Here is an 18240-nt window from a genome sequence, read left to right as displayed (position 1 = left end):
CCTCAGGCGCGCCACAGCCCGCGCCAGCGCGGCAACTCCGCGATCACCGTGAGCACCGCCAACACCAGCACGAGGACCGCGAGCCAGATCGGGAACAGCACCCAGGCGCTGACGACGGCCGCGACCACTTGCAGGACGACCATGGCGATCGTGACCCACCCCGGCACGGCGACCAGCGTCTGCTTCTTGTCCCCAGGCGTGCCGAACACCGTGGGCAGCCCGATCAGCACCAGCACCGACAATACCGACAGCACAACCGAATACCCGGCCAGCGCCCATGGCGTCGCGATCCAAGCGATGAGCTCGACCGCGAAGCGCAGCCCCGGGGCAACCCTGCCCTGACCCGTGAGATTCGGCGATTCCGACATTCAAGCAGCCTGCCATGCACTCGTCCGCGAAGCAGGTCGAGACCGGCCTAGCCTCCAGGTAGCAGCTCGCCGAGCGTAGTGATTTGGCGGTTGAATGCGCCGGTGTGTGCGACCACCATTCGACTACGCTCGGGCAACTCCTCAGATCCCAAGGCTCGATACAGCAGAAGGTGTCTGGATCCGGCAGTAGCGGCTGGAGGTCCATGGGAGCACGCGTATCCATGGCGAAGCCCCGGACCGAAGGGGATGGCCCGGGGCTTCATGAGGGTTATCGCCCGCAGCGCCCGCGGAGTTAACCATGTGCAATGACGGTCACATCAGTTGGGCCAGTAGGTCATCGGCGGCGCTGGTGCCGGAGCGGAAGCAGGCCTCGAGGGAGGTGCCGATGAGGTAGTCGCCCGCCACGGCGAGGCCGGTGCAGGCGGTGATCTCATGGCGCAGTTTGGCGGTGAAATCGCCGTGGTCGGGCAGGTAGGCACAGTAGGCGGTATCCCAGGTGCGGGTTACCCGATGGCGGCGGGTGGCGCCGGTGGCGGCGCAGTGTTCCAGGACGGTGCGTTCGGTTCGGGCGAGCCAGGTTTCGAGGGATCTGGCCGATGGGAGCGGACGTGCGTCGCGGCCCGCGAAGATATAGCGGACGATATCGCGGCGGCTCGGACTCTCCGGGCCGACGGCGCGACACGGTCCGTCATCGAAGGTGATACCCCAGACATCGGGCGCGAAGATATCGCGGTCGTATTCGACGACCGCCGCCGCGGCCGGGAGGTACCTGATCTGCGAGAGCAGCTTGCCAACGGCGGGGAATTCGTCGATGACCAGATCGGCGGCGGCCAGCGCCGGAGTCGCCACCAGGACCGCGTCATAGCGGTGTTCGATGGGCGGAGCGCCCTTTTCGGCGATGACCAGACCGCGGACCCGGCCATTGCGCACCAGCAGGCGCGACGCCGTCGCGCGGGTTCGCAGCACAACCTGTCGGGACACGGCGTCGAAGACCGGCTGGATACCGCCGGTCAGGCGGTCGAAGTCATCGAGCACGGTCGCCAGCGTCGCGCCGAAGGAGCCGAGGTAGACCTCCTCGGGCTCGGCACCGTGGGTCCATACGGTCATGGGGCGCAACAGGATTGCGGTGAGGGCCGGGCCGAAGTGTTCGCTGAGCGGTTTATGGTCGCTGTGCGCGGCGAGTCTGGCGTAATAGCCGGGTTCGAGGAGTCCGTCGGCGGTCATTGCGCGGGCGGCGAGGTAGGAGAACTTCGCGACATCCGGTGCGGGGGCCCCCGCTTCGATGAGATGGCGCAGGCCGCCGGAACGATCGCGATGGTCGATGGTGAACAGCGCACCGTCCACGATCCGCGACATCCGCAGCGGATAGGGCTCGAGGCCGAACGGGCCCAGTTCCGTCAGAAATTCGCGCAATGCGGTGTACTTGCGGCCGATGAGCCGCCCGCCCGCCATGATCGGCCGGTCGCCGAGCAGGCAGGCACCGCACCGGCCACCCGGCTCCGGTTCGCGTTCGATCAGTTCGACCCGGTGCCCCGCCTGCTGGAGGTGATAGGCGGCCGCCAGTCCCGAAATACCCGCACCGACCACCGCGATGTGCTGGCCATCCCGCACGCCTCACCTACCCAGCCAGTAGGTGCGATGCTGAAAGGCGTAGGTGGGCAGGTCGATTCGCCGCGCCCCGGTCGTCGCGTACAACGCCGACCAGTCCACCGGCGTTCCGGCGGTATGCGCACGGGCCAAGCCGGTCGCGAAGGCGATCGCCTCGTCGGATGGACCGTATTCCCCGGTGCCGAGCACCGGCGTGACGACCACATCGGTATCCCCGGTGACAGTCGCGCCGACGATTTCTCGCGCGCGCTGCGTCCATACACCGCAACCCAATTCGATGACGATCGATCCGGCATGCGCGGCCGACCACCGGATCGCCTCCCACGGTGCATCATCCGCATGAGCCTGCGCCGCCCAATACTCGGCCGAGCACAGCTCGTCCCGAACGACCGGTTGGCCGGTCCGGGCGGACACGATGGCGACCTTCGCATCCGCGAAGCTCGCGCTCGCACCTACCCGTGCGATTTCCGCCGGATCGCTTCCGGCCCTGATGAATTCGATCGCCGACGTCAACGACAACACCCCCGCCACATATCCGGCCGCGACCTCGCCGATGCCCTGTCCGACCAGATAGTCGGCCCGCACCCCGAACGAGGCCAGTAACGCATACAACCCGACCTCGACGCCGAAGACTCCCGCCCGCGCGAACTCTGGACGATCCCACAATCGAGCGGCCGAATCGGGCTCACCCGTCACAAGATCGCGCAGCGGACGTCCCAGATCGGCGAACGCCGCGCCCACTTCGTCATAGGCCGAGCGGAAGACCGGAAAATCGGCATACAGCCCACGCCCGGCCCCGGCGAGCCCCGCGTCGGGAAGCAACACCACCGTCTTGGCCACCGGTGACGCCACCGCACGCAGCACCGTCGGCGAATCCTGCCCGGCCGCAAGCGCCTGCAGCCCGGCCAGCAAATCATCGTATTTACGACCGATCAGCACCGCCCGGTGCGGCAGCCGCGCACGCGAAGCCACCAGTGTATGACCGATATCCACCGGATCGAGGTTCGGCTGCGCGCGCAGCTGGCCCGCGAGCCGTTCGGCCTGACCATTCAATGCCCGCGGCGACCGCGCCGACACCACCCAGGCCAGCACCGGCGGCGCACCGTCGGGCGCGGGCGCGGGCTCCGGTGTCGGGGCCTGCTCCAGCACCACATGGGAATTGGTGCCGGTGATGCCGAACGACGATACGGCCGCCCGTCGCGGTCGCCCGGTATCCGGCCACGGCCGAGTCTCGGTGACCAGCTCCACCTGCCCGGCCGTCCAGTCGACGTGCGGGGTCGGCTCGTCCACATGCAGCGTGCGCGGGACCGCACCGTGGCGCATGGCCATGACCATCTTGATCACCCCGGCCACCCCGGCGGCGGCCAGGCAGTGGCCCATATTCGATTTGATCGATCCGAGCAGCGCAGGGCGGTCCCGCTCCTGTCCGTAGGTGGCGAGCAGCGCCTGCACCTCGATGGGATCGCCGAGCACGGTCGCGGTGCCGTGGCCCTCGATGACATCCACCTCCGCGCCGGACAGCTGGGCATTGGCCAGCGCCGCGCGGATCACCCGCCGCTGCGCCGAACCGTTCGGCGCGGTGAAGCCATTGGACGCGCCGTCCTGGTTCACCGCCGAACCGCGCAGCACCGCGAGCACCGGATGGCCGTTGCGCTGGGCATCCGAAAGCCGTTCCAGCAGTACCATTCCCACGCCTTCGGACCACACGGTCCCGTCGGCGGCGGCCGCATATGAGCGGCAGCGCCCATCGGATGCGGTGCCACGCTCACTCGAGGATGCGAACATATCCGGCGTCGCCATCACCGTGACGCCACCGACCAGCGCGAGGGTGGACTCCCCCGACCGCACCGACGCCATGGCCTGATGCAGCGCCACCAGCGAGGACGAGCACGCGGTATCCACCGTCACGGCCGGGCCTTCCAAACCGAACACATAGGAGATCCGACCCGAACCGGCGCCTGCCGCCTTGCCGGTCAGCAAGAATCCGGACAGACCGCTGATCTGCTCGGTCGTCAATGTGCGATATGCGCCGTCGACGGTTCCGTAGGACTGCCCGATCAGACCGACGAACACCCCGGTTCGACTGCCGCGCAAGCCGGTCGGATCCATACCCGCCCGCTCGAAGGTCTCCCACGCCACCTCGAGCAGCTGACGCTGTTGCGGGTCGATGGCCAGCGCCTCACGGGGACTGATCCCGAAGAAGCGCGCATCGAAGTCGCCCGCGCCCTCGATGAATCCGCCCTGTTCCACCATCGCGGTCCGGCTCGGATCGGGATCGGTGACGCCCGCGAAGTCCCAGCCGCGATCGGTGGGCCACCCGGAGACGACATCGCGTCCCGCCGCGACCATTTCCCACAGATCGTCGGGACCGAGCACGCCGCCGGGATAGCGACAGCCCATCGATACGATCGCCACCGGCTCGTAGATGCGAGCCTCCAACTGCCGCACCCGATCCCGGGTGCGCTGCAATTCACTGGCCGCGGTGCGCAGGTATTCGCGCAGCCGCTGTTCCTCAGCCATGGCCGGACACCTCAGACCCGGTCCGCGGCCACCGCCGTGAGATGCATGAACGAGATGATGAAGCGGCCGGATTCGGGCACCATGCACACCAGGGTGTCGCCCTCCTTGATCAACCCCTCGGACAGCATTTCATCGAGAATGATGTAGATGCTGGCGCTGCCGATATTGCCGACCCTGGTGAGGTTGCTGTACCAGTTCACCATCTCGCCCCGGGTGATGTCACGGCGCTTGAACTCGCCGATCATCAGCTCCTTCATCCGCTCACTCGAGTAGTGCACCGGATACCAGGTGACCTTCTCCGGATCGAACTTTCCGGCGGCGACCAGCTTTTGGTACTCCTGGATGCCGACCTCGACCAAATGCGGGAGCAGCGACAGCTTCTGCCGAATCGCCAGCGCCCCATCGTGTGCGGCGGCCGTGGTGGTCGGATAGTCGCCCCAGGTCTTGGTGCAGGCATTGTCATTGCTGCCCAGGTACATGCATGCCTGTTCGGTATTGGCGTAGGAGGTCAGCGAGATCCAGTCGATGCGCAGACTGATCTTGCCCGGCTCCGGCTCGGACCGCAGTACCGCCGCACCGGCGCCGTCGGAGAGCATGTACCGCAGAAATGCGGTCTCCATGGGCAGCGTGCCCTCTTCGATCACCGACTTCATCTCGGCGTATCGGGAACTCTTGAAGCCACGCGAGGCGAATTCACTGGCCACCGCGACGGCATTGCTCTTCTCCCCGATGGCGACCTGGAGATAGGCGTCCTTCAATGCCATCATCCCGGAGCTGCAGATCCCGTGCGCGGTCATGACTTCCATCGGCGCGTAGCCGAGTTCGCCGTGAATCATGCTGGCGTGCCCCGGCCCGAGCAGATCGGGCATCGTGGTCGCGGCGGCGAGCATTTCCACCTCGTCCGGGCCGAGACCCGCCCGCGCGACGGCCGCGCGCACCGCCTGTGCCGCCATCGCCGCATTCGACATCACCGTCTGCTGATTCTTATCGATCGCGTAGTGGCGGGTCTTGATGCCGCTATTGCCGAGGATCATCTCGCGCAGATCCGCCGATGCGAGACCGGCCTTGCCGATGTAGTCCTCGATTTCGTCATTGGGCACCGGATCACCGGGCAGATAGCGACCGGTCGCGGTGATGTAGGCACTCACTTCTCGGCTCCGTTCAATTCGCGGCGCTCCCGGGTCCCTCCGTGGTCACGCTGCGCTACCGCCTCCGGGCCCGTCGCTCGCGCCGCAGTGCTGATGCTCTCCCGCGCCGCACTCTCCCGCGCGGCCACCTTCCGCTCCAGCAGATCGGTGACGTCCTGGAAAGTGCGCACCGAGGCGATCCGCTCGTCGTCCAGGACGATGCCGTACTTCTTCCGCACAATATCGGCAATGGCGAGCAGGCCCAGCGAATCGACCCCGAGTTCGTTCAACGCCGAATGACTCTTGATTTCGTCCTGCTCGATACCGTAATGCGAATCCAGATAGTCGAATATGTCCTTATGGATTTCGTCTACTATCGACATGCGCTACCCCATTCTGATGCGATGGGCCTGCCCCCGGAGCCGGGTGAACGACCTGCACCAAGTCTTACACCAGCCCCTACCACCGTCAAGATGATCACTTCGAAAGATATTGTCCGACAGTACAATTCGATTGCGTCAACCCCTATTCCGCAACCCCTATCGGCAGAATTCGCACCTTGACCGGTCGGTGCGAGCGCCGATACAGTTTCCGGCATCGCTAATTCTTCGAATTCGCCCGGCGAAAGTGGGCAGCACCATGGTCATGGATCAGCACAAAAAGCGTGCGGTCATATTCTCGTACTCACAGACCGGCCAATTGACCGATACCGTACGGGCATTCACCGAACCGTTGGTGGCGGCGGGCTGGCGCATTCGCCATGTCCCCGTCACACCGGCCCGGCCGTACCCGTTCCCGTGGCCGATCGCGAAGTTCTTCGGCATCTTTCCCGACAGCGTCGACGAGCAGGCCCGCATCGCGCTCGACACCTCGGTGTCGCGGCCGCGCTCGGATCCGGACGAGCTGGTCGTACTGGCCTATCAGGTGTGGTTCCTCGCGCCGTCGCTGCCGATGCGCACGCTGCTCAATGCCCATCCCGAGGTCTTCGCCGATCGCGATGTGGTGTCGGTGATCGCCTGCCGGAATATGTGGTATTCCGCTGCGGTGGAGGTCGATCGGCGCCTGCGCGCGCTCGGGGCCCGGCATCTCGGCGCGGTGGTCGCGACCGATACCCGACCCCAATTCGTCACGCTGGTCACCACATTGCGCTGGCTGTTGGGCGGCAAGCGTGAAGCGCGAGGAGTTTTCGGTAGGGCGGGTATCGACCAGCGCGAACTGGATCGCGTTCGAGACTGCGGGATCGCTTGGGCGGCAGGAGCTTCCGATATCTCCGGCACCAAAATCGTCTATCCGATCGCGGGTGCGGACTTACTGGCGGGTCGAATCTTTCGGCGCTGGGGCAGATTGGTTCGCGCGGCGTCGCGGCGCGGCCCGGTATTGCGCGCCGCCACCCTGACGGCATTCGTCCTCTGGCTCGGCAGTTCGCTGGCCCTGATGCCGCTCGGCGCACTGCTCGCATTGCCGATGCATCGGCGCATCGATCGGGCCATCGACAAGACCTTGGCGGATATCACCGAGCTGCGGCAAGTCACCGAACCACCGTCCACAGCAGGCGAACACGAGGCGGCCGATCCCCGAGTGCTGGAGCTGTGCAAGGACGGGTACGTGTTGCTCTTCGACGCCGAGAGCGAACCGACCTGGCTCGACGCCGTCGGCTACGTACGCATGATGGACACCACTCCCCTCTCGGCGGTGGCGGTCTCGCGTGAGCGCGAGCACGCCGACGGCACGCTCGCGGACCCCGCCGGCAAGATATCGGCCGCATACGGACTCAGCGGTGCCAACGCGGTACTGCTGCGACCCGACGCGTCGGTGGCGGCCGTACTGCCCGGCACCGAGCCGTATCAGGAACTCGTCCGCGCGGTCCAGGACGCCACTCGCGACGACTCTCAGCCCGCCACCAACTCCCGCTGAACCACGGCCGCGACCTCCCCGGGCCGATCCCACAGGTAGAAATGCCCGCCATGGAAGGCCTGCAGGTCGAACGCCGCCGAGGTATGCGACTGCCAGGCCGCGGCCTCCGCCCGGCTCACCCGGGGATCGCGATCCCCGACCAATACCGTCACCGGGCACGCCACCCGAGCGCCCGGGGCGCACCGATAGGTCTCCACGGCCCGGTAGTCGCTGCGGATCGCGGGCAGGAAGGCCGCGGCGATCTCGGGATCGTCGAGCAGTTCGATGCCGGGACCGCCGAGCAGGCGCAGTTCGGTCAGAACTCCCGCATCCGAACGCCGATGGACCGATTCGGTCCGCACCGTCGAGGGCGCCCGGCGCCCCGAGGCGAAGAAATGTTGTGGCACAACATCTTCGGTCGCCAACAGCCGTCCGACCTCGAAGGCGACCACCGCACCCAGACTGTGTCCGAACAGCGCGATCGGCACATCGGTGCGCGCGAGCACCGCGGGCAGCGCGCCCGCGGCCAATTCCGCGACCGTCTCCAGGCACGGCTCCCCGCGCCGGTCCTGCCGACCGGGGCTCTGCACCGCGAACACCTCGATCGGTCCGTCGATGGCCCGCGCCAGCGTCGCGAACGAACTCGCCGAACCACCGGCGTGCGCGAAACAGATCATCCGCACCAACGGGCGCGGATGCGGCCGCAACCGCTGCAGCCAGCGCTCGTGCACCCTCGGTTCGGTCATCGGCGCGGCCGGTTCAGCATTTGGTGCTCAACATGAAGCGCAGCTCGGTTCGCCTGCGTACCTTCAACTTCCGGTACACCCGGGTCAGATGCTGTTCGACGGTGCTGGTGGTGATCTCCAATTCCTCGGCGATCTCCCTGTTGCGCAGCCCTTTGGCCGCCATCTCCGCCACCCGGTGTTCGGCCGCGCTCAGCGATCCGATATCCAGTGCCTCGGTCGTGCGCACCGGCGCTGCCGAATCCGATTGGTCACCGGACAGTCGCCGTGACAGCGGCTCCGCCCCGCAGTGCACGGCCAGGCGCAGCGCCGAACGACGCAGCGACCGGGAGCGGTCCACCTCGCCGAGCAATTCGTGGGTCCGGCCGAGATCCGCGAGCACCGTGGCCAATTCGAGCCGATCGTCACTGCGCCGGGCGATCGTCTCGGCCTGGCGCAGCAGCGCGACCCGGTCCGACGGGTCGACGGTGGCCGCGATCAGCCGCAGCGATACCGCGCCGGTGCCGTGCCTGCGCGCATCACCGAGGCGAACCAGGTGCCGCTCGGCGAAACCACGCGCCCGCAGCAGGTCACCGGCTGCCAGATAGCCCGACGCGACATCGTTGCGCCAGGGCACCAGGGCGGGCAGGTCCATATTCCAGCGCCGCATCAGGGATCCGCAGAGCTGGAAGTCCAGCAGCGCGTCCTCGACACGCTCGGTCGCCAGGGCGAGATGGCCGCGGGCATGCAGATAGGGCAGCGCGAGCCGGGAATCGAACAGGCTCAATGGCACCTCCCGATCCAGCTGGGCCTGCGCCTCGGTATAGCGGCCCGCCGCGGTGAGCGCACGCACGTAACACCACAGCGGCCGGCCGACCACGGTGCCCAGATTGCCCGCGGGCACCTGGTTCAGCGCCTGCACCGCGTAATCGGCGGCATCGTCCAATCTGCCCTGGCGCAGCGCGATCTCCGCGCGCAGCCCCGCGAAGATCGCCTGCCAGGTCGGCGAGGAGCGGGCCACCGATTCGGCGAGCAGGGCATCGCACCACGCGGTCGCGACTTCCAACTTGTCGGCGTAGATGAGGCCCTCCAACGCCGTTGTGAGGGCCTCGACGGTGGCGGAGTCCAACCGATGTCGCGACAGTAGCTGATGTGCCATCGGCACCGTCGCCTCGCGTCCGGCGTCGGAGGCAATGGCGGTCAGCAGGTTCGCCGCGAGCAGATGGACCGAGGACGTCGCATCGGTGCTGCCCGCGGCCAGCACCGGCGCGGGTCGGCTCGGAATCGGTTGGCGCAGTGGCAGTTCGGGGTAGGTGTAGGCGATCCAGGACCGTAGGAAGGTGAGCTCGTCGCGGTCCTGCGCCCCGCCATCGGCGTGGTCGGGTCGCGAATCACGTTCCAGCAGTAGCCATGCCGTGCGCGCATCGTCCATTCGCCCGTGCCAGAGCAGATATCGCACCGCGGCGTGCAGCGCGGGCGTCGACAACGTGCCCGCGCGCACGGCGGCGTGCAGTCTGGCGAAATTCCTGGTGGCCGTCGATGGATTGACCCGCCATTCGATCGAGGCGAGCACGGCCGCGATCTCGGCCCGTTCGGACGGGGCTACGGCGGTGCGGTAGGCGAACTCCAAACACTGCACCGCACGGTCGATTTCATCCAATGCCAATGCCTCATCGGCGGCGGCGCGCAGAATCGCGGGCGCCCATGGATGACGCGTCTCCCCGGATCGCACCAGATGTTCGGCGACCGTCGCCGCGGGCGCCTCCAGGTCGTACAACGCCGCCGCGGCCCGGTGGTGCAACTGCCTGCGGGCATCGACCCGCATGCCGCGCAGCACACACCGTGCGACCTCCCGATGCCGGAAGCGGCCCGCCTCGACCAGCCCGGTCACCGTCAGCTGCGCGATGACCCGATGCACCGCCGCCGGATCTTGGTGCAGCACAGCGGCTATGGTCTCGGGCGCACTCGCCGCACCGAGCACCGCGATGGCCTCACCGACCCGCATATGCTCCACGCCGCCGCGCCGCAGGCGGTGCACGACCGCCTCACCGATATCGCTGACCGCGTGTCGGCCGACCTCCTCGCGCAGCGCAGCACGCGCACCGGTCCGAATCGGACCTTCGCATACCTCGGTGCAGATATCGTCGGCCAGCGCCGCGGACAGACCCGTCGCCCTGTTCAGCACCGGAACGGGATTGCCGACAACGGGGCTCGGATTCTTCCAGGCGGGCGGCGAGGGCTGCTTCCGCGCGGGCGGATCGAGTTTTCCCATATTATGTCCCAGAATCGCAGGCGAATTGCATGGCAACGTCACGGCGGCTCTGTCGCAACTCAACACACACATTAGTAGCAGATCATCAACTGTCGCTGCATCATTCAATACCCAAGGAAACCTCACCCCGAGATTGCTGTCAAGGCATAGTGAATCGGCGGACAGCTCATAATAGGGGACGCTTTAGGGGTTTCTGCGCCACAGCGTCTTTCGCCAAACTCACCACATGAGGCACAAACGCACCCCGGCGGGTGTTCCACACCCGGCCGACCGAGCGGCACCACAATGCTGACCGATTTCGCCGCCGATGTGCTGGTGCGCAGGCATTTTCACGCACCATCGGCGCGCCCGTCCGGTTGGCACGACGTCTCCGCCGCGACCCTGAGCTCCTATCACCGCAGCGTGCTGCTGACCGACGGCACCGTGACCCGCACGCTGGAGGCGCATGTGCTCGAACCGGTCGAGGCGCGGTGCACCGCCCAGCGCGAAACCACCGCCGCCGCCGATCGCGATGGCTGGCTCGATGTGCCGCCGGAGGAGAAAGTGCTGGTACGCAAGGTCGATCTGATCGGCGCGCGCACCGGAATCCGATACGCCAGAGCGGAATCCCTGATCGCACTCGGCCGCTTGCCCGCGGCATTCTCGGCCGCACTGGAGACCGAATCGGCGGGCATCGGCGGCGCACTGCAGACCACATCGTCGGAGTCGTATCGGCAGCTGCTGTTCTACGGCCGCACCAGCGATGCGGTCTGTGCCCGCTGTTATCGCATCTACATTAACCGGCGACCGGCACTGGTGATCCGCGAGTGGTTCCTGCGCTGAGCTAGCAGGAACCTGCTATTTCGACACCCGCCGAGTCGTATCCAAAAGATAAGCGATATAAAGCAATTAATCGGCGATCAACCGGGGTGAATATGTTTCGGACTCAGCTACTTCGCCCGGTCCCGATGTTGTTGACGCAACGGGCACTACATTCCGGTGCCGAGATCGCATTCGAGGACCGATTAAGGGCCGTCGACTATCGCACACTGGAGGCCCGCACGGCACGGATGGCGGGGCATCTCGTCGCGGCGGGACTGCGTCGCGGCGATCGTGTTGTGGTCTGTCTCGGCAATCGGGTCGAGTCGGTGGAAACCACCATCGCGGTTACCCGCGCGGGGTGCGTCGGCATCCCGGTGAGCCCGAATCTCGGCGATGCCGAATTGCGTTGGCTCATCGCGCAGAACCGGCCCGCCGCCGTCTTCGCCACCTCCCTGTCCGAGGGACTCCTACACGCACACCGGCCGCGGGCGCCTTTGACGGTAGTCGTCCCCGAAGACGCCAGCACGACATCAATTCCGGGGTGGTGCGCGCACTTCGAGGATCTGGCCAGTACCGAGCCCACCGCGCTGCCCCGCGACGACTACGGCATCGACGATCCGGCGTGGATTCTCTATTCCCGTCGCACCGGCGCTCGACCCGCGGAAGTGGTCGCGACCCAGCGCAGTTCGGTCTGGTCGGTACTGTCCTGCTTCCAGCGCATATTCGCCGGAGGCGGGCTGCATCCACTCCCGGTACCGCTGTCGTTCAGCTACGCGCACATCCTGTGCGTCCTCGGCGTCATCGCATTGGGCGGCAGCGCCCGGCTGGCCGGATTCCTCCCTGACGAAATGCTCGACCAGGCCGGTGGACACGACTACACACTGCTGGCCGGAATCCGCGCCCCCGCACGGGTCTGCCTCACCGCGGGCCTGGCCGGCGGTCCCGCCGAACTACTGCGCCAGGCACCACTGCTCAACCTACTGGTGCCATAGGCACGTCATAGCAGCCTCCAAACGGTTCTTGGGACTCGCCCGTGTCCTTGCGCGTCCGGACGCTGGTCGCATATTTCTCGTCGGGCGCGGCATCGGGCGCGCTCGCACCGAACGAAACCCCCAAAGACCGGCGGGCCGATCGCGCTCGCGGCGGCGGGTGTGTCCACCAGCCGATTCGGACCGGGACCGCCCGTCGCGTAATGCCGCCCTAATGGCCGACCAGACCGTGTTGGTGTGCGTAGACGACCGCGTGAATGCGATCGCGCACACCGAGTTTCGCGAGTATCCGCGATACATGGGTCTTCACCGTTTCCTCGCCGACCCCGAGGGCCGCCGCGATCTCGGCATTGCTGCGCGCATCGGCCAAGAGCAGCAACACTTCTCGCTCCCGCGCGGTGAGTTGTTCCACCTCCGGTGGGGTGCGCGGCGGTGCGAGGGTGCCAGCGAAGCGCGATATCAGACGTCGCGTCATCGACGGATCGATCAGGGCATCGCCGCGGGCCGCGATGCGAATGGCGGCCACCAGTTCTTCCGGCGGCAGACTTTTGAGCAGGAACCCGCTGGCTCCCGACTGGAGCGCGCGGTAGAGGTTGGCCTCGCTGTCGTAGGTGGTGAGCACCAGGACGCGGGTGCCGCCCGCCGCGACAATGGCCGCGGTCGCCGCGAGTCCGTCCAGCTTCGGCATCCGCACATCCACAATCGCGACATCCGGTCGCAGCCGGGCGGTTTCGGCGATGGCGTCGCGACCGTCGCCGACCTCTGCGACACATTCGAGATCGGCCTGACTGTCGACCACGGCGCGCAGTCCGGAGCGGAACATGCTGTGGTCGTCGGCGATCAGCACGCGCACCGGTGCGTTCACGATCCTCCGATCGGTAGGCAGACCCGGGTGTGCCACCGGGTTTGGGCCTTGTCCGGGCCGAATTCCAGTTCGCCGCCGAACAATTCGGCACGCTGGCCGATCCCGCCGAGACCGCGGTGCGCGGTCGCGTCGTCCACGTCGGTGGTCGCGGCGAGCGGGTTGACCGTCTCCAGCACCACGCGGTTCGGCTGGTAGTCGACGAGTAGTTCCGCGTGCGCGCCGTCGCCGTGGCGCAGGGCGTTGGTCAGCATCTCCTGCACGATGCGATACAGCGTCAGGTTCAGCGAATCCGGCAGCTCGACCGCGACGCCGCGCACGGTGAATTCGACCGCCAAACCGGCCGCGCGCACCCGTTCCAGCAGGTCATCGATATCGGCGAGGCCGGGCTGACGCTGACCGTCCTCCTCGCGCCCGTGCAGCAGGTCGAGCTGGCGGCGCAGGTCGACCATGGCCGCGCGGCTGCTCGATTCCACCGCGGACAGCGAGCGGGTGGCGGCGGCATTGCCGCTGTCGGCCATGGCGATGCGGGCCGCACCGGCGTGGATGCCGATGGCGCTGACGTGATGGGAGATCACATCGTGCAGATCCCGGGCAATGGCGGCGCGTTCCTCGGTGAGCGCGCGGGCGAGTGCGGTCCGCTGCTCCTGCTCGCGCAGTTTGGCCTGCTGCTCGAGATCGGCGATATAGGCACCGCGCGCCGCCGTGTACCGCCCGACCAGCCACGGCACCACCCCGACCGACACCGCCGATGCCAGCAGCAGCCGCCAATCGTGCGAGGTACTGCTGCCCACCAGCAGATGTGCGGCCGCGCAGCCGGTACACATGGTGATGACGGTCGCCACCGATTTCGGGCCGGTCATCCAGGCTCCGGCCCGATATCCGGCAACCAGGAATCCGACATCGGCGAATCGGGCGGCGAAACCGTGCCGGTGCAGCATCACGGCCTCCACCAGCCGCAGCGCCACCTGGACAATGGCCACCACACCGGCGGTGCGCGGCGGCGCCGCGAGCGCGAGATCCGCCGCGACGATCCCGATCAGCACCGCGCTCGCCTGCCACGGCGCCACCGAGAAGATCCCGTTGAGCACCAGCATCGAGGCATCGACGGCCGCGGCAACCACCGCGACCACCAGCGACTGGCGCGCCAGCGACCTGCTCACATCCAACAGTTCGCCACCACCTTCGCACTATCCGAGAAGTCCGGGTCGAGCCGTCCGCGGGCGATCCTACCCAGCATTCGCCCCGGCGCTCAGGACCGCACTCTGCCCGCATCAGCGGCGCGACGCATCCCCCGCGCGAGGGACGGCCGATCCCTCGTCAGCGCGATGTTTGCGCAGGCCAGCGGCCGTAACGTGGCGGTGGACAGCGAGCGGAGGAGACATTGTGATCAGTGGGCAGTTATTCATCTACGCCATACCGGCGTTCGCCGTACTCATGTTCGTGGAGTGGATCGAATATCGCCGCGATCCGGATCGCCCGGCCAATGGCCATTCCGGGCGGGATATGGCCGCCAATATCACCACCTACCTGCTCGGGCGATTCCTCAAGCCGGTGGCGCAGTATCTGATTCCGTTCTCGGCGGTGGTGCTCGCCGCCGCGATCACCCCACTGCATCTGTCGTCGCACAGCTGGTGGGCGTGGGTGCTCGGGCTGGTGGTCACCGATTTCTGCTACTACTGGGCGCATCGCGCCGATCATCGGGTCCGGCTGCTGTGGACCTCGCACAGCGTCCACCATTCCAGCGAGTACTTCAATCTCTCCACCGCCATCCGCCTGCCATGGGTGCATCCGGTGGCCAGCGTGGTGCGCGGATTCGCCTGGGTGCCAGCGGCTTTGATCGGTCTTCCGGCGTGGATGATCTTCCTGCTGCAGGCCATCGGGCTGCTCTATCAGTTCCCGATCCACACCCAGCGCATCGATACCCTGCCGCGCCCGATCGAGTTGTTGTTCAATACCCCGGCCCACCACCGGATCCATCACGGTTCGAATCAGCCCTATATCGACAAGAACTACGGCGGGGTCTTCATCATCTGGGACCGCATGTTCGGCAGTTTCGCCGCGCAGAGCGAACCCATTCGCTACGGCCTCACCAAGAACATCGGCACCGACAACCCGCTGAAGATCAACTATCACGAACTCGGCGCACTGATCAGCGATGTGCGCCACGCGAATACATGGAAGGGCCGTCTCGGCTACATCTTCGGTCCGCCCGGATGGTCGGAGAACACGCAGCCCGACAGTGCGCCCGCGCTCCCCACCGAGTCGGCTGCCCAGGGATCGGTCGCCGCGTAGCGTCGTGACCAGCAACGGCCGCAGCAGCTGCGCGCCTGTGCGGGTCAGCCAGGTGCGCTGGCTCATCAGACCCGGGTGCGGTGCACGCAGTTCGTCGATATCGACGTCGGGGATGCAGTCACCGCTGTTGAGCAGTTCGTAGCCGCGGGCGAAGCGTTCGTTGATGCGGCGAAGTTCCAGAGACCGCAGCCACGTGAGACACGGGTCTCAGCTCGAATGGGTGAAGATGCGGATCGCGGTGATGCGCCGGGTATCGGTGGCGAATTCGACGAAGGCGACGCCATTGGCCGAATCGAGCCGGACGCTCGCACTCACCGTTCGACCCGCGGCGATCAGCTTGTCCCACTGCATATTTCGGGTGCGGTTGGTGAATTCTTCCAGTGAGATCCTGGTTCCAGCGGGCAGTTCGATAATGGTGCGCTCGCTGAGCAGTCGCCGCACCCGCGCGATATCGGTGGCCGCCGCGGCCGAGAACACCTCGGCCGCAGTGCGTTTGCCCGCTCGTCCGACCCCGCGCAGCGCCCGCATCATGCCGAGCATGCCGCCGAAGCCCTGGTTGGCGATCAGCTGTGGGCCCAGCTTCAGTGCCGCACCCAGTCCGGGCAGGCCGGTGCGCAGCAACCGCACGATCATCGCGGCCAATTCCCAATGCGCGGCCAGCCGGACGATCTTCCAGACGCCGTCTTCCTCGGTGAGGTCGTAGCGCAGGTGCATCGGGACGGCCACGGTGGCGCCGGTCGACATGGTGGTCCGGATCAGTAGGTCGCGGACCACCGTCGACGGGCCGATGAAGTCGTGGTCGATCTGGAATGCGATGGTATTCGGGCCGATGAAGGTGTCATAGAACCGTTCGATCGCGATGCGGCCGATATGCGGGCTCGATCCGACCGGATCGTTGACGGTCGCGTCGGCGGCGAACAGGTCGACCCAGGCCGCCTTATCGTGGGCCGCCACCGCGCGCGGCGACGCCTGGACGGCCGCGAGCAGGTCCTTGGCGGTGGAATCCAGCGGCATGACAGCTCCTCCTAGTTGCTGCGTCACATGGTAGAACATGTTCTAATTTCGGCGCCGCGGGTTCAGCAGAACCATCCGGCGTCCCGCTCGACAAGGACCCCTATGGATTGGTACACCGGCAATACCGCCTACGACACCGTGCTGACGATCGCCTTCGCCTTCGCGGCATTCGTGCTGGTCGGCGGCCTTTTCGCACAGAGTCCCTACGGCCGCTTCGGTACCACCAAAATAGGCTTCAACCTCAACCCGAAGCTGGGCTGGTGGCTGATGGAGATTCCGGCGACGGTGGTCTTCGCGGTGTTCTACCTGACCGGCCCGGACCGCTTCGAACCGACCTCGCTGGTGCTGGCCGCGATCTGGGTGCTGCACTATGGCAACCGCGGCTGGTTCTTCCCGCTGTCCATCCGCCAAGTCCCCGGCAAGCGCAGCAGCTTCAATGTGTCGGTGATCGCCGCGGGCATGTTCGTCACCGCGCTGCACGGCTACCTCAACGGCGCCCTGTTCAGCCACGACTACCTGCACCAGTACAGCACCGACTGGCTCACCGATCCGCGCTTCCTGATCGGTCTGGTCATCTACCTCGGCGGCTTCGCACTGCTGATCCGCTCCGAGTCGATCGTGCGCAATCTGCGCGATAAGGACAATCCGGGCGCGACCGAGTATCGGATTCCGCACGGCGCGGGCTTCCGGTTCGTCACCAGCCCCGCCTATCTCGCCGAACTGATCGCCTGGGCCGGATTCGCACTGCTCACCTGGTCGCTGGCGGGTGTGGTCATCTTCTTGATCACCGCGGGCAATCTGGTCCCCCGAGCCTTCGCCACCCATAAGTGGTACCGGGAGAAGTTCCCCGACTATCCGGCCGATCGAAAGGCATTGATCCCCTTCATCCGCTGAGAGTCATACAGTGGCGTGATGGCGATCATCGATGCGTGGGCCCAGCATCCGACGGTGCGGCTACTCCAGCACGAAATGCTGGACTCCCTGCGCCGCTGGACCGGTGACACCATCCCGACCCAACCGCCGCCGGTCTCGACGACACTGGCGGCCATGGACGCGGGCGGCGTCGACACCGCCTTGATCAGTGCCTGGTACGGCCCCGAAGGCGCGCTGATCTCCAATGACGAGGTGGCCGGTTTCGTCGCCGAATCCAACGGCAGGCTGGTCGGCGTGGCCTCGGTCGACCTCCGCAAGCCGATGGTCGCGGTGCGCGAACTGCGCCGCGCGGTAACCGAATTGGGCATGAAGGCACTGCGCGTCGTGCCGTGGCTCTGGGGCCTGCCCCCGAACGACCGCCACTACTACCCCCTCTACGCCGAATGCGTAGAACTCGGCATCCCGTTCTGCACCCAGGTCGGCCACACCGGCCCCCTACGCACCTCCGAAACCGGCCGCCCCATCCCCTACCTCGACGACGTCGCCCTGGACTTCCCCGAACTGATCATCGTCGGCGGCCACATCGGCTACCCCTGGACCACCGAAATGATCGCGATGGCAACAAAATACGAGAACGTCTACATCGACACCTCCGCCTACACGATCCGCAGATACCCACCAGAATTGGTGTCCTACATGAAATCCCACGGCCGCACCAAGGTCCTCTTCGGCACCAACTACCCCATGATCCCACCCCAACAAGCCCTGACAGGCCTCACCGACCTCGACCTGAACGACGAGTGCCGCACTCTCTTCCTCTCCACCAACGCCACCCGCATCTTCAACCTGACCACCTCCCCCTGAACGCGCTCACGAGAACGCGCTGGTGCAGGTAA

Annotated in this window: 16 protein-coding genes; 6 read left to right on the top strand and 10 right to left on the bottom strand. The window is 66.7% G+C overall.

Annotated features, from left to right (window positions below; all coding sequences use genetic code 11):
* Window positions 1-2 precede the first annotated feature (2 nt).
* The 5 genes from ACQP0C_RS09460 to ACQP0C_RS09440 all read right to left on the bottom strand — a co-directional run bounded on the left by ACQP0C_RS09460 (window position 3) and on the right by ACQP0C_RS09440 (window position 6006).
* Entirely contained in the window at window positions 3-368 is a 366-nt protein-coding gene (locus ACQP0C_RS09460) for a hypothetical protein (protein WP_433732502.1), read from the bottom strand.
* A 312-nt stretch (window positions 369-680) separates the two neighbouring features.
* Window positions 681-1979 carry a protoporphyrinogen/coproporphyrinogen oxidase gene (locus ACQP0C_RS09455; protein ID WP_433732500.1) on the bottom strand — a complete coding sequence of 433 codons (1299 nt, stop codon included), beginning with the start codon at window positions 1977-1979 and terminating at the stop codon, window positions 681-683.
* A gap of 3 nt (window positions 1980-1982) precedes the next feature.
* Window positions 1983-4496, bottom strand: coding sequence for a type I polyketide synthase (locus ACQP0C_RS09450; RefSeq protein ID WP_433732498.1), 2514 nt, complete (start codon window positions 4494-4496; stop codon window positions 1983-1985).
* Between the two features lie 11 nt (window positions 4497-4507).
* Window positions 4508-5644, bottom strand: coding sequence for a 3-oxoacyl-[acyl-carrier-protein] synthase III C-terminal domain-containing protein (locus ACQP0C_RS09445; protein ID WP_433732496.1), 1137 nt, complete (start codon window positions 5642-5644; stop codon window positions 4508-4510).
* Window positions 5641-6006, bottom strand: a complete 366-nt coding sequence (locus tag ACQP0C_RS09440; protein ID WP_433732494.1) for an acyl carrier protein — start codon at window positions 6004-6006, stop codon at window positions 5641-5643. Before ACQP0C_RS09440 ends, ACQP0C_RS09445 begins: the two co-directional genes overlap by 4 nt.
* Before the next feature lie 316 nt (window positions 6007-6322).
* On the opposite strand from ACQP0C_RS09440, the gene ACQP0C_RS09435 reads away from it, so the two are divergent.
* Entirely contained in the window at window positions 6323-7537 is a 1215-nt protein-coding gene (locus ACQP0C_RS09435; protein WP_433732492.1) for a hypothetical protein, read from the top strand.
* On the opposite strand, the gene ACQP0C_RS09430 is transcribed toward ACQP0C_RS09435, so the two are convergent.
* Window positions 7513-8262 carry a thioesterase II family protein gene (locus ACQP0C_RS09430; protein ID WP_433732490.1) on the bottom strand — a complete coding sequence of 250 codons (750 nt, stop codon included), beginning with the start codon at window positions 8260-8262 and terminating at the stop codon, window positions 7513-7515. The two genes, ACQP0C_RS09435 and ACQP0C_RS09430, sit on opposite strands and share 25 nt — an antisense overlap.
* Before the next feature lie 13 nt (window positions 8263-8275).
* The gene (locus ACQP0C_RS09425; RefSeq protein ID WP_433732488.1) at window positions 8276-10510 is read right to left on the bottom strand and encodes a LuxR C-terminal-related transcriptional regulator; all 2235 of its coding nucleotides are present in this window, start codon (window positions 10508-10510) and stop codon (window positions 8276-8278) included.
* A gap of 285 nt (window positions 10511-10795) precedes the next feature.
* Between ACQP0C_RS09425 and ACQP0C_RS09420 the strand changes: the two genes are divergently transcribed.
* Together ACQP0C_RS09420 and ACQP0C_RS09415 are read left to right on the top strand one after the other, a co-directional pair.
* Window positions 10796-11332: a chorismate--pyruvate lyase family protein gene (locus ACQP0C_RS09420; protein ID WP_433732486.1), complete on the top strand. Its 537-nt coding sequence runs from the start codon at window positions 10796-10798 to the stop codon at window positions 11330-11332.
* 125 nt (window positions 11333-11457) lie between these two features.
* On the top strand, window positions 11458-12303 hold the full coding sequence (locus ACQP0C_RS09415) for an AMP-binding protein (RefSeq protein WP_433732484.1): 846 nt from the start codon (window positions 11458-11460) through the stop codon (window positions 12301-12303).
* 208 nt (window positions 12304-12511) lie between these two features.
* Here ACQP0C_RS09415 and ACQP0C_RS09410 read toward each other — a convergent pair whose 3' ends face one another.
* Together ACQP0C_RS09410 and ACQP0C_RS09405 are read right to left on the bottom strand one after the other, a co-directional pair.
* Complete coding sequence (locus tag ACQP0C_RS09410) at window positions 12512-13165, bottom strand: response regulator (protein ID WP_433732482.1); 654 nt, start codon at window positions 13163-13165, stop codon at window positions 12512-12514.
* A complete protein-coding gene (locus tag ACQP0C_RS09405) occupies window positions 13162-14325 on the bottom strand; it encodes a sensor histidine kinase (protein ID WP_433734492.1) in 1164 nt (387 codons plus the stop codon). The genes ACQP0C_RS09410 and ACQP0C_RS09405 overlap by 4 nt, the downstream gene beginning before the upstream one ends.
* A gap of 223 nt (window positions 14326-14548) precedes the next feature.
* Here ACQP0C_RS09405 and ACQP0C_RS09400 point away from each other — a divergent pair, with 223 nt between their 5' ends.
* Window positions 14549-15457 carry a sterol desaturase family protein gene (locus ACQP0C_RS09400; RefSeq protein ID WP_433732481.1) on the top strand — a complete coding sequence of 303 codons (909 nt, stop codon included), beginning with the start codon at window positions 14549-14551 and terminating at the stop codon, window positions 15455-15457.
* A 207-nt stretch (window positions 15458-15664) separates the two neighbouring features.
* Here ACQP0C_RS09400 and ACQP0C_RS09395 read toward each other — a convergent pair whose 3' ends face one another.
* A complete protein-coding gene (locus ACQP0C_RS09395; RefSeq protein WP_433732480.1) occupies window positions 15665-16471 on the bottom strand; it encodes a nuclear transport factor 2 family protein in 807 nt (268 codons plus the stop codon).
* Window positions 16472-16573: 102 nt separating this feature from the next.
* Between ACQP0C_RS09395 and ACQP0C_RS09390 the strand changes: the two genes are divergently transcribed.
* Both ACQP0C_RS09390 and ACQP0C_RS09385 read left to right on the top strand, forming a co-directional pair.
* Window positions 16574-17365: a 3-oxo-5-alpha-steroid 4-dehydrogenase gene (locus tag ACQP0C_RS09390; protein ID WP_433732479.1), complete on the top strand. Its 792-nt coding sequence runs from the start codon at window positions 16574-16576 to the stop codon at window positions 17363-17365.
* Window positions 17366-17383: 18 nt separating this feature from the next.
* Window positions 17384-18208, top strand: a complete 825-nt coding sequence (locus tag ACQP0C_RS09385) for an amidohydrolase family protein (protein WP_433732478.1) — start codon at window positions 17384-17386, stop codon at window positions 18206-18208.
* Window positions 18209-18240: the final 32 nt, after the last annotated feature.

Origin of the sequence: Nocardia sp. CA-129566 (assembly GCF_050956075.1) — a bacterium.
GTDB lineage: Bacteria > Actinomycetota > Actinomycetes > Mycobacteriales > Mycobacteriaceae > Nocardia.
The sequence above is the reverse complement of the archived record's forward strand: the minus strand, read 5'-3'. Positions and strand labels throughout refer to the sequence as shown.

Excerpts from the sequence above, each read along its gene's own strand:
- ACQP0C_RS09460 (WP_433732502.1), bottom strand. The coding sequence starts at position 368 with ATGTCGGAATCGCCGAATCTCACGGGTCAGGGCAGGGTTGCCCCGGGG.
- ACQP0C_RS09450 (WP_433732498.1), bottom strand. The coding sequence starts at position 4,496 with ATGGCTGAGGAACAGCGGCTGCGCGAATACCTGCGCACCGCGGCCAGT.
- ACQP0C_RS09440 (WP_433732494.1), bottom strand. The coding sequence starts at position 6,006 with ATGTCGATAGTAGACGAAATCCATAAGGACATATTCGACTATCTGGAT.
- ACQP0C_RS09430 (WP_433732490.1), bottom strand. The coding sequence starts at position 8,262 with ATGACCGAACCGAGGGTGCACGAGCGCTGGCTGCAGCGGTTGCGGCCG.
- ACQP0C_RS09425 (WP_433732488.1), bottom strand. The coding sequence starts at position 10,510 with ATGGGAAAACTCGATCCGCCCGCGCGGAAGCAGCCCTCGCCGCCCGCC.
- ACQP0C_RS09420 (WP_433732486.1), top strand. The coding sequence starts at position 10,796 with ATGCTGACCGATTTCGCCGCCGATGTGCTGGTGCGCAGGCATTTTCAC.
- ACQP0C_RS09415 (WP_433732484.1), top strand. The coding sequence starts at position 11,458 with ATGTTGTTGACGCAACGGGCACTACATTCCGGTGCCGAGATCGCATTC.
- ACQP0C_RS09395 (WP_433732480.1), bottom strand. The coding sequence starts at position 16,471 with ATGCCGCTGGATTCCACCGCCAAGGACCTGCTCGCGGCCGTCCAGGCG.
- ACQP0C_RS09390 (WP_433732479.1), top strand. The coding sequence starts at position 16,574 with ATGGATTGGTACACCGGCAATACCGCCTACGACACCGTGCTGACGATC.
- ACQP0C_RS09385 (WP_433732478.1), top strand. The coding sequence starts at position 17,384 with ATGGCGATCATCGATGCGTGGGCCCAGCATCCGACGGTGCGGCTACTC.